The organism is Streptomyces sp. NPDC051677, assembly GCF_044453465.1.
GTDB lineage: Bacteria > Actinomycetota > Actinomycetes > Streptomycetales > Streptomycetaceae > Streptomyces.
In genome coordinates this window covers 1-9360 of record NZ_JBITCT010000118.1, presented here as the reverse complement: position 1 = coordinate 9360, position 9360 = coordinate 1, and the positions used below count along the sequence as shown (strand labels likewise).

8 protein-coding genes are annotated in these 9360 nt (G+C 67.1%); 2 read left to right on the top strand and 6 right to left on the bottom strand.

All coding sequences use genetic code 11. The annotated features are described in order from the left end of the window. Nucleotides 1-116: 116 nt before the first annotated feature. The 4 genes from ACIBAF_RS48785 to ACIBAF_RS48770 form a co-directional block, all read right to left on the bottom strand. Nucleotides 117-530, bottom strand: a complete 414-nt coding sequence (locus ACIBAF_RS48785; protein ID WP_399473242.1) for a head decoration protein — start codon at nt 528-530, stop codon at nt 117-119. A 179-nt stretch (nt 531-709) separates the two neighbouring features. Then, nucleotides 710-1396 (bottom strand): hypothetical protein, encoded by a 687-nt coding sequence (locus ACIBAF_RS48780; protein WP_399473240.1) that lies wholly within the window; start codon nt 1394-1396, stop codon nt 710-712. A 134-nt stretch (nt 1397-1530) separates the two neighbouring features. After that, on the bottom strand, nt 1531-2763 hold the full coding sequence (locus ACIBAF_RS48775) for a cytochrome P450 (RefSeq protein WP_399473238.1): 1233 nt from the start codon (nt 2761-2763) through the stop codon (nt 1531-1533). 13 nt (nt 2764-2776) lie between these two features. Then, entirely contained in the window at nt 2777-4609 is a 1833-nt protein-coding gene (locus ACIBAF_RS48770) for a hypothetical protein (RefSeq protein WP_399473236.1), read from the bottom strand. Between the two features lie 541 nt (nt 4610-5150). Between ACIBAF_RS48770 and ACIBAF_RS48765 the strand changes: the two genes are divergently transcribed. Further along, entirely contained in the window at nt 5151-5666 is a 516-nt protein-coding gene (locus ACIBAF_RS48765) for a hypothetical protein (protein WP_399473234.1), read from the top strand. A 35-nt stretch (nt 5667-5701) separates the two neighbouring features. Next, nucleotides 5702-6478 (top strand): hypothetical protein, encoded by a 777-nt coding sequence (locus ACIBAF_RS48760; RefSeq protein ID WP_399473232.1) that lies wholly within the window; start codon nt 5702-5704, stop codon nt 6476-6478. Nucleotides 6479-7110: 632 nt separating this feature from the next. Here ACIBAF_RS48760 and ACIBAF_RS48755 read toward each other — a convergent pair. After that, nucleotides 7111-8649: a terminase large subunit domain-containing protein gene (locus tag ACIBAF_RS48755; protein WP_399473230.1), complete on the bottom strand. Its 1539-nt coding sequence runs from the start codon at nt 8647-8649 to the stop codon at nt 7111-7113. Continuing rightward, the gene (locus ACIBAF_RS48750) at nt 8646-9182 is read right to left on the bottom strand and encodes a hypothetical protein (protein ID WP_399473228.1); all 537 of its coding nucleotides are present in this window, start codon (nt 9180-9182) and stop codon (nt 8646-8648) included. The genes ACIBAF_RS48755 and ACIBAF_RS48750 overlap by 4 nt, the downstream gene beginning before the upstream one ends. Nucleotides 9183-9360: the final 178 nt, after the last annotated feature.

The window sequence follows — 9360 nt, the reverse complement described above, 5'->3', positions numbered from 1 at the left end:
CGTCACCCGCAGCCGCCTCGGACGCCTCGTCCGACAAGGCTTCCTCACCCAACCCGGACGAGGTCGCTACGAGAAACGGACTTAACGTCCACTCAAGGGCCATGGTGTCTGCCTCCTTACCGGTAGTGGATGAATGCGGTCGTGTTCGCGGCGGCAGGGAGCGCGAAGGCGACGGGCAGCTTCGACGCGTACACCTCGCCGCGCCACAGCAGTGCGCCCGCGGTCTTCGCAGAGCCAGGAGTGAACGCGGTCTCGGCAACGAGGAATCCGGCGAGGATCTGAGTGCCGTCACTGGCCGCGGCGTTGTAGGGCGCGTACAGGCCGGATGCGGTGATCTTGCCGAGTGGGATGCCGGACTTGATGATGTGGCGGGGCTGGTTCTGCGTGCCCAGCGTGTAGTGGGTGCCTGCCGTCAGCTTGCTGGTGTCGACGGTGATCGTCTGGGCTTCGTGGACGCCGTCCAGTGAAGCGAGCCATGTCCGGTCGTCGGTGACCGTCGTGGTGGTGGTGAGGACCTGGTAGTCGCTCACGATGTCTCCCTCGTGGGTGCGGATCGGGTTCCTCCCGGCGCGAGTTGCAGGGGCGGTGTCCACGAGATGACGACGGCTGAGCCGCGCCCGGGCGTGGTCCCTGATCAGCCCGACCCGGTCACGGAAGGGCGTCCACGGTTGGAGGGGCGTGGTCCCACGGCCATGTGTCGTTGACGTGGTCAGTCGCTGATGAGCCCGCGTCGCCGAGCCATTTCGAGCCCCGCCGCTCCTCGCCGGGGTGGAATTACTCCGCGTTTCGGCGGTCCGCCGGCGGGAGATCCGCCCGGAGCAGGCTGCACGGTCTCCCGGCCGGGGCCGAACAACTCGGGCCGTCGCTCTTTGAGTTGTTCAGCGGCAGCGGCAACAGCCGCCTCGTCGACGTCGGGCTGGTCGTGCAGGGCGCGGTCGATCAAGAGGACCGCGTCATCAAGGTCGTCCCCCGTCGCGCCGAGACCTCCGAGGGCAGCTCGTCGGATGGCGGCGCGCTCCCTGGCCAGGGCCTGCGTCTCACGCGTCTCAGCTGACCTCAGTCTCTCCTCGGCGACCTGCTCGCGGCGTTCGACCTCGGTCAGAGCGGCCTGCTCGGCGTCGCGCTTCGTGGTGATGAACTCGGTCAGCGCCTCGGAGCTGTCGAAACCGAGGTCGCCGAGCAGCTTCTTCACGGCGGCCCGGCCGCCCTGGGTCTTCTCGCGGGCCAGCAGTCGCGAGAGGTCTTCTTGCGTGACGCCGCCGTTCGGGGCGCCGTCTTCGTCACCGGGCTTGTTGGAGTCGTCTTCTGGCGAGGCTCCGAGGATCGGATAGATCGGCCGCCCGTCCCGGCGGTGCCCGACCGGTTCGAGCGGATTGGGGAGTGAGGGGCGCGTCATGCGTGAACCATCCACAGGTCTCCAGCGCCCCCGCGCCAGAGATCAGTGTAGTCATCGCTCCGCACCCCTCAGGCCTCACGTTGAGGGCCTCCAGCCAACTACGTGCCCTTTGGTGCTCTGGATCGGATAAGGCCTCAAGCACTGTCGGTGGCCGCAGTCACATTGGCGGTGCGGACCGGAAGGACGAGTAGTCCGCGGGATCGCATCGAGGGCCGCCATTGCAGCTCGCCCGGTGCCACGTCGAGGGTCAAGTCGGGGAAGCGGGCGAAGAGTGCAGCCAGGGCGATCTCGGTCTCCATCCGAGCCAGTGGAGCACCCAGGCAGTAGTGGATTCCGTGGCCGAGAGCGAGGTGGCCGGTGGCATCGCGGCCGATGTCGAAGCGGTCCGGGTCGGTGAAGCGGCGCGGATCCCGGTGGGCGGCGGCGAGGGAGAGCAGGACGGTCTCGCCGGCGGGGATGGTCACACCGCCGATGGTGATGTCCTCGGTCGGGAACCGCCGGATGGCCAGGGGGACCGGGCCGTCGTATCGGGCCAGTTCCTCTACTGCGGCGCTCAGCTGGGCGGGGTCGCCGCGCAGCTCGGCCAGCTGAGCGGGGTGGCGCAACAGGGTCAGGATCGCGTTGCCGATCAGGTGAACCGTGTTCTCGTATCCGGCGACCAGGATGAGGAAGGCCAGGGACATCAACTCGTCCTCGCTCAGCCGGTCCTCCTGGTCGCGTACGGCGATCAACGCGGAGAGGAGATCGTCTGCCGGGACGGCTCGCTTGGCGTCGATGAGCCGGGTGAAGAACGCCAGCATGCTGCCGACGGCTTCCCTGGCCCGGGAGGGCTGCGCGGGGTCGGGGGCGACGAGCGCATCGGTCCAGGCCCGGAAGTCGGGCCGGTCGGCCGGGGCCACGCCGAGCAGGTCACAGATCACCGTGATCGGCAGAGGCGCCGCGTACGAGCCGATCAAGTCCGCGTGTTCCTGCGGGGCGATGGCGTCCAGCAGTCGGTCGGCGGTGCGCTGGATCGGCTCGCGCAACTGCTCGATCTGGCGCGGAGTGAAAGCCCGAGACACCAGGCGCCTGATGCGGGCGTGGTCCGGGGGGTCCATGTTGAGCAGGTTCGCGTCCAGCGCCGGCGGCAGAGCCATGCCCCGGTAGCCGCCGGGTGCCGCGTTGCGTTTGTCCAGGGACAGCCGAGGATCGGCCAGTGCCTGGCGTACGTCGTCGTAGCCGGTCACCAGCCAGGCGGGCAGCCCGTCCGTCCCGGTGATTCGGTGGACGGGCCCGCTCTCGCGAAACTGTGCGTACACGGTGTACGGATCGGCGGCGAGCGCCGCGTGGTCAACAAATGTCTGCTGAGCCGAAGTTGCACTGGTCATGCCCTGACCCTACTTATGAGAGATCAGGCTCAGGCGGCACCGCCCGGATCGCGGGTATTCCGGAGTCAGCCGCTGGTAGCCCGAGATACCTGCGCACGGCTGCGTTGTCCCCCGTCGCGTCGGCGAGCCGAGCGGCGGCCTCGAAGGCTCGGGACTGGATGCGTTCGATCTCAGCCTGTGCATCGTCGATGGGGTATCCAGCGTCGATCAACATCCGTACGCCAGTCTCGACGGACAGCACTCCGGCCCCAACGCCCTTGACCACTTCGTCAAGGACGGCGGCGCGATCGGTCGGGGTGTGCGGGCCCCACATCAGCCGAGCAGGCAATGACTCCCCTGCAGGCCAGCCCTCAGCCTGTCCCGCTTGGTGAAGCCGCTGCACCATGCGCAGCAACACGGCGTACTTGTGGCTGCGGACCAATCGCATGGAGGCGACGAGCGAGTCCAGCGGGCCCAGTGCGAGCTGTAGGGCGTACCCGGACGGCAGGGCGGTCGGGTCGAGGGTGCCGAGGCCGGCGGCAGTGAGGCGGCTGTTCGCTGCGATCCGGTCGAGGATGTGGTCGACACGGGCGCGAAGTTCGGCGAGTTGGGCCGACGTGTCGAGGACGTCCATGCGCCCGTTGTCGTTGAGCTGCCACACCGTTCCCGCCCTGACCTTGACCGGGAGCGGCTGGCCGGTGGCGCGGTCGATGGGAAGCCGTGCCCCGGCCAGGCCGATGATCGGCGAGCCGGTGGTGGCTGAGGCTCCGGAGCTGTCGGTGTCGGTGGCGGACAGCTCATCCAGGGCCTGGAGGAGGGTGGCGACGGTGGGCTTGCCCCAGTGCTCGCCGCTGGACGGGATGGAGTTGGTGACGTGGACGAGGGGGATGAAGTCCACCATCAGGTCGAGGCGGTCGAGGACTTCACTGTCTGATCGGACCCGGTAGGTGGCCTTGTGCATGGGCAGGTCGTAGAGGAAATCGGCGTACTTGAGGTCGTCCAGATCCCATTCGGCGTCGGTGAGGTAGCACGTCCACGGGGTCGGTCGGCCGGGAGCCCACGGGTAAGTGCGGGTGATCGCCCCCGTCTCCCTGTTGAGGGAGTCACCCTTGCTCAGGACCGGTTCGCCGTCGTCGGCGTAGACGTACTCGCGTACCGCGGTGCCGTCCTTCGCCGTGCCGCGCCGGGTGGCCGGGACGATCGGCCCGAGTTCGTACGTAATCCGGCGGAGCCGGGCCTTCAGGCCGCGCCGCTTATCCTCCGGCAGCTCCCAGGCCAGATGTACGCGCATCGGGAACTCGGCACCGTCCTGCTCGCCGTCCTCCGGCCACTCCGGGAAGTACAGGCCCGGGTCCCAGGTCCGCAGTAGGACGCGGCCCTTCGCCGGTTCCCAGGCGAGGCCGTAGACCGCGTCGCCCAGCAGGATGGCGGTCCGCTCCGCCTGCTGGATACGCAGGGGCAGCAGCTCCTTCTCAGCCCACGCCCTCAGCTTGTCCTGAACGGCCAGCGCCATGGCGGCCTCGTCCGTCGGCTCGTCGTCTGCGTGCTCCGCGCCCGCGACCGTGATGGTCTGCTCGGAGCCGAGAAGGTAGCCGAGCGCGGTATCCACCAGCTTCGAGGCGTCTCCCAGTTCGCGCCGCTCGGTCCCGGCTTCGTCGTCCCCAGTGATCGCGGCGACCTGGCCAGCCTGGTTGGAGTCGTACGCGGCCAGCAGACGGTAGGCGGCCAGGCGCCGCAAATCCTCGTCGGGGACCCAGGATGAGGTCAGCTCCGCCCAGGCGTTGCGGCCCGGCCGACGCGGGTCGGCCATGACTGGCTTGTAGTCCAGCCAGCTCCAGACGTCGGTGATCAGCTCGCGCAGGCCCACAGCGCCCCTCCGGCAGTCGGCCCCGCGCCGCAAGATCAGGTTACGGCGTAGACGGAGTGACCTGCCCTCAACCTGAGGCCGCCGCGCCGCGGTGCGGGAGCTTCGTGCCCCAGGCGGAGACGACCGCGCTGCAGATGCCGCGCTTGCGCCCGGCGAGGTCGCCGGATCTCATCGCGGGTGCAGTACACGCTGCCGGCGTCTCGGCCGCGCGCGTCCGACCAGGCCAGCGTCTCGTCACCGGCCCTCGACTGTGCGTAGCCGTTGGGGTTGCGCATGTAGCGCGCTGCGGCTTTCAGTACGAGCGTCTTCACCAGGCGGGGCACCGTTTCCTTGGGTCAATCGCGGCCGTACGAGCCCACAAGTTCCTAAGCGGTCCACCAGCGCACCTACCGCGATGCGAAGTTCATCGTTGTCCAGCTCCCAGTCCAGACGGCCTCGGAGTTCGTCAAGTGTTGCGTACAGCATGAAGCACCCCAGGGAGCTTGGTAGTTCCGTTTGGTGGTCAACTGAACGGGAAGAGTAAATGGGGGGTGGGGGAAATATGATCAAAGACTTGACTAAAATCCTTCCTGGCGCCTGGGAAGTGCGCGCCAAGAATGGGAGCTACTACGAGCTGGAAGCGCAAGCCGCCTTCGATGTAGCTGGACACTTCAAGGCTGAAGTGATCCTGCGTGATAGCACGACGCACTTTCGTAAGATGATCGGGTATCAAGAGTCAGGGAACTGGGGCTTCGGGGGTGATGCCCCAGACGGTACGTTCAAGCTGCATCTCAAGGTCATGACATCGACCATTGGGATACCCCATTGGGGGATGGGTTGGATGGTCCGTTTTACGGAGCCGACATTGCACTTCCGTGTCAGTGTCGTGGATGAGGATGAGCTAGTCGTAGTAGGTGATCAGCGGCTGCTGGTCGAAGTTGGAAATTTCCACCGCCTGAGTAGCGATATCGATCCGTGGACGTCTCGGTGGAGCAGGCTGCAAGCGCCTCACCAGTATGTCGGTTGGGCGTTCCCCGATCCAACGAGGTACCTATTTGATATATTCAAACGCGGATAATTAGCGAGTTAAAGGAGGAGTTCCTGCGATTACAGATGGACACCGACCGACAGGGTGCCGGTCGCGCCTTCGAGTCGTTCCTTTTCTCGCTGTTCGAGCTCTTCGACATGCAGCCCCGCCTCGGGTTTGGCCTTGAATTCCCGCAGATCGACGGCTCAATCACCTTCGGCACAGACGACTACATCCTGGAAGCGAAATGGCTGAAGGGTGCTGTCGAGGCCGGGCCGTTGATGCTGTTCAACGACAAGGTACGCCGGAAGGGGAAGAACGCTCTCGGGCTATTCATCAGTGTCAACGGCTTCAGCTCGGGTGCCGCATCCGCCTTCAACGAGGGGACCGCCTTCCTCACGGTCGACGGCACCGACGTGCTCTACGTCCTCGATGACCGGGTGCGGCTTGACGAGCTGCCATGCGCAGAAGGGGCATGCAAACGACACAGGAGACTGCTACTTCCCCGCGCATCTGATGCTCGGCGACTAGGCCACAGGCCAACCGCGTTACGGTCTCGACGTGCTCCCGCTGGCTTCGGTCACTGCTTCGTCGTACCCCGGAAGTCCCGGCGCCGGGAAGGTGGAGCACGCGGACAGGAAGCCACCATGATCGCCTGCGCTCTGCTCGTCCTCGCCGAGCTGGTCCCATCGGTCGGCGCACTCCTTCTCGCTCGGGCTGGAATGGGCGGGTGCCACGCCGTCGGCGATCTTCTGCCGCTGCAAGGCCAGACCCTCGCTGCGCCCGAGCCGGTACGTCTCCCGTACGCGGTTGAGGTGTGCGGTGCGCTGGTCCTCCGGTTTCGGCTTGCTGGTTCCAGCTGAGCAGCCGGTGAGGCACGCAACGACCATAAGAAGACTGCACATGCCGATGCTCGCACCCCCCGAGTCCTCATGATCAGGAGGCTGCCAAGGCGGTCCGCAGCCAAGTGGAGGTCCCCCGAAGTGCGCCAGATATCCGCAGAGTTGGGGAAACGCGCCTCATGGCGGGGAGCCAATGCATAGGGTCGCATTGCCACGGCTGTCGGTTGCCCATCCCGCTCGCCCGCTCACACGTCCGGTGCGATCGGGCGCCTCACGGTGAAGGGAGAGTGGAATGGGACACCACGCGAAGCCGAGGCGACGGCTCACTGGCCGCCGAGTCTGGTTACTCGTCCAGATCGTCTTCTGGCTGAGCAGCCACTTCGGCGACCAGTAGCCCGATGGGTACCGGCCGTTCAGGACGGCAATCTTTGGCGGCCGGTGCCCGCACCTTCGATCACAGTGCACACCGAAACGAGAGTGTGCAACGCTCCCGAGCATAGCCACGTGGGAGCCACGCAGGGGTACGTATGACACGTAAAACTTGATGCAGGTCTCGCGGTGCGGCAAGTTTTCCGCGTCACTACCAGGCGAGACGGCCCACTGGCCGGGCAGTTTCCTCTTGGGGCCGTTTCCGGCAGTTGTGCTGGCCCCGCTCAGCGGCGGCCGTCGAAGCGGTCGTCATCGATGTCGGTTGGCAGCGTGTCGAGTTGGTCCGGGTCGGCGAGTTCTGTCAATCCGTGGACCGCCGCGTCCATACGGTCTGGGCTGTCCATCCCTTCGACCCAGGTGACCATCTGGTCCTCCAGCTCGGTGTATTCGCCGACGTGGTGGACGAGCTGCTGTTCGTAGAGCTGGGCCACGGGTGCTGCGCGCAGGCGCTTTCCGACCTTGGCGGTGACTTCCAGGATCATGGGCATGAGCAGGCCCTTCGTGACGCCCTCACGACGGAGCTGCTCCCATCCCTGGGTGACGATCTGCCTCGCCATGTCTCCGCCGTAGTTCTTCTCCACCACGATGGCGTCTGCCTTGAGTTCGAGGGCCAGGCGACAGGCGGCAAGGCCCCAGTCGTTGGCGCCCATGGAGCCGGATCGGTCGGCGAGGACGTAGAGCTGCCGGTCGAAGTCCCGGCCAACTCCGATCACGCCGGTTTCGTCGCCGACGGTGGACTCTCCGCCGGCAGGGTCGACAGCCACGACAATGCGTGCCATGTCGAGGCCGGAGAACTGGACGGCGTTGATCCTGGCGGTGTCGATCCACTCGCGCTTCCAAACGCCTCCCTCTGGCGGCCTCGGCTTCTGCATGTATAGGGCACCCCAGACTCGTTCGCCGACGCGCTTGCGGGTTCGGGCGTGGTGAGCGGCGTCGAATCGCTTGGGCCACAACGGCTCGCCGGGTGCCCGGCCGAGCGGGTCATCGGGGCTGTCGGCAAGGGCCGGGAGGTCGATGACGCGCCAGGCGTCTCGCTCGGTGGCGAGGATGCGCCCGGCGAGATCGTCTTCGTGCCAGCGTGTCTGGATCAGGCAGATGGCTCCGGTCGGTTCGAGTCGGGTCTGTATTACGGAGGTCCACCAGTCCCAGGCGCGTTTGCGCATCGTCGGCGAGTCCGCATCGGCCATGTCCTTGACCGGGTCGTCCACGATGGCGATGTGGGCGCCGCGTCCGGTGAGGCCGCCTCCGATGCCAGCAGCGAGGAGCCCGCCTTCGCCGCCGACGATGTCGAAGCGGTTGGCGGCCTTGCTGCCGGGCGCGAGCTGAATACCGAGGTCGTCGCCCCAGGTGTAGATGGCGTCCCTGATCCATCGGCCGTGGTCGTCGGCCAGGTCGGCGGAGTAGCTGGCGATCATCATGCGGTGGCCGGGGTTGCGTCGCAGGTACCAGAGCGGTGCCCAGCGGGAGGCGCGTCGGCTCTTGCCGTGCCGCGGGGGCATGGTCAGCATTACGCGGTCGCATCGGCCTGCGGCCATGTCGATGAACGCCTGGTCGATGAGATCCAGGTGCGGGGCCTGCATCTCACGTCCGCCGGTGAGGACGGCGGCGAGCGCACCTGGGGAGCTGTCCATGGCGAGTTGGCGTTCGGCGCGTGCCAGCTCCGCGCGCAGCGTGGGCGACGCGGCTCGTGCGATGGTGCGGCGCTGCGCCGGCGAAAGGGACTTGTAGTGGGCAACGACGCTCTCGTGGTCGCGCGGCGTCATTCGCCGTCCGGATCGGTGAGCGAGATGAGGGCTTCGAGTTCGTCGACGGTCACGTTCTCGACCTGGACCGGTCCACCGTCCGGGCCGGACAGTTCCGTCCGGGCGGGCGCGTCGAGGCCGAGCAGCCGTGCGCGGCGCTCCATGATCCGCAATGTGCGGTCGATGGCGGCGAGGTCCTGTTCGCGGACGGCCTTCTTGTAGGCGACGAAGAACAGCCGGTCGAGTCGGTCGGCTTCCAGTGCGCGCAGCTCGTCGACGTCGTCGTGGAGTTCGGCACGGCGGTCGGCGAGTGCGGTGCGGACGTCCCGGCAGGCGGCATGAATCAGGGCCTCATTGGTGGGAGGGTCCTGGTTCTTGCGGTACCGCTCGACTCCGTACCCCTGCGGGTAGGCGATGCCGTCGGAGTTGACGGACGGGTCGGCGGCGAGCTTGCGGGCGATCGTCAGCCAGTCCACGCCGGCGAGACGTAGATCGATGGCGTCCGAGCGGCGGCGCGCGATGGCCGCACGCGCGGCCTTGTCGGGGCGTCCCACGGCGGGGGTCCTTCACAGCTCGGGTGCGCCCCCGCTCCCGAGTCCATGATCCCACTTCGTTGCGGCTGGCTCGGTGCCTGCGCGTCTGAGTGGACGTTAAGTCCGATCTTCCCCGGTTCGTGATCGCTCGATCGTGGGACTGATACTCGTCCGGGGCGACTGCTCGTCATGCCCATGC

Coding starts and splice junctions, on each gene's coding strand:
- ACIBAF_RS48765 (WP_399473234.1), top strand. CDS start 5,151: ATGATCAAAGACTTGACTAAAATCCTTCCTGGCGCCTGGGAAGTGCGC.
- ACIBAF_RS48760 (WP_399473232.1), top strand. CDS start 5,702: ATGGACACCGACCGACAGGGTGCCGGTCGCGCCTTCGAGTCGTTCCTT.
- ACIBAF_RS48780 (WP_399473240.1), bottom strand. CDS start 1,396: ATGACGCGCCCCTCACTCCCCAATCCGCTCGAACCGGTCGGGCACCGC.
- ACIBAF_RS48775 (WP_399473238.1), bottom strand. CDS start 2,763: ATGACCAGTGCAACTTCGGCTCAGCAGACATTTGTTGACCACGCGGCG.
- ACIBAF_RS48755 (WP_399473230.1), bottom strand. CDS start 8,649: ATGACGCCGCGCGACCACGAGAGCGTCGTTGCCCACTACAAGTCCCTT.